This is a genomic window from Cobetia sp. SIMBA_158, from assembly GCF_046566945.1.
Lineage (GTDB): Bacteria > Pseudomonadota > Gammaproteobacteria > Pseudomonadales > Halomonadaceae > Cobetia > Cobetia amphilecti.
This window is the reverse complement of record NZ_JAWJYL010001020.1, coordinates 1-239: the sequence shown is the minus strand read 5'-3', so window position 1 is coordinate 239 and position 239 is coordinate 1. Positions and strand designations below refer to the sequence as shown.

Here is a 239-nt window from a genome sequence, read left to right as displayed (position 1 = left end):
ACCACAATCATTTGGTTTAGCAACCTCTACATTTTTTACGCTTATGAATTTTGGTTTTGGAATAGGTCCTTATGTATTGGGTTTCTTTGTTTCGACCTATGGATACAGAAGCATTTTTGTTAGTAGTGCTATCCTGTTTGTTATTTGTATTCCAATTTATCATTTACTACATGGAAGAAAAGATAAAGAATTATTAGAGACTGGTGATTAGAGTAATCTTTTGTGAAATTGTCCCTTCC

1 protein-coding gene is annotated in these 239 nt (G+C 32.2%); it reads left to right on the top strand.

What is annotated here, in order from left to right:
• A partial coding sequence (locus R2R70_RS22890) for an MFS transporter (protein WP_410979330.1) occupies window positions 1-211 on the top strand: 211 nt, incomplete at its 5' end.
• Window positions 212-239: the final 28 nt, after the last annotated feature.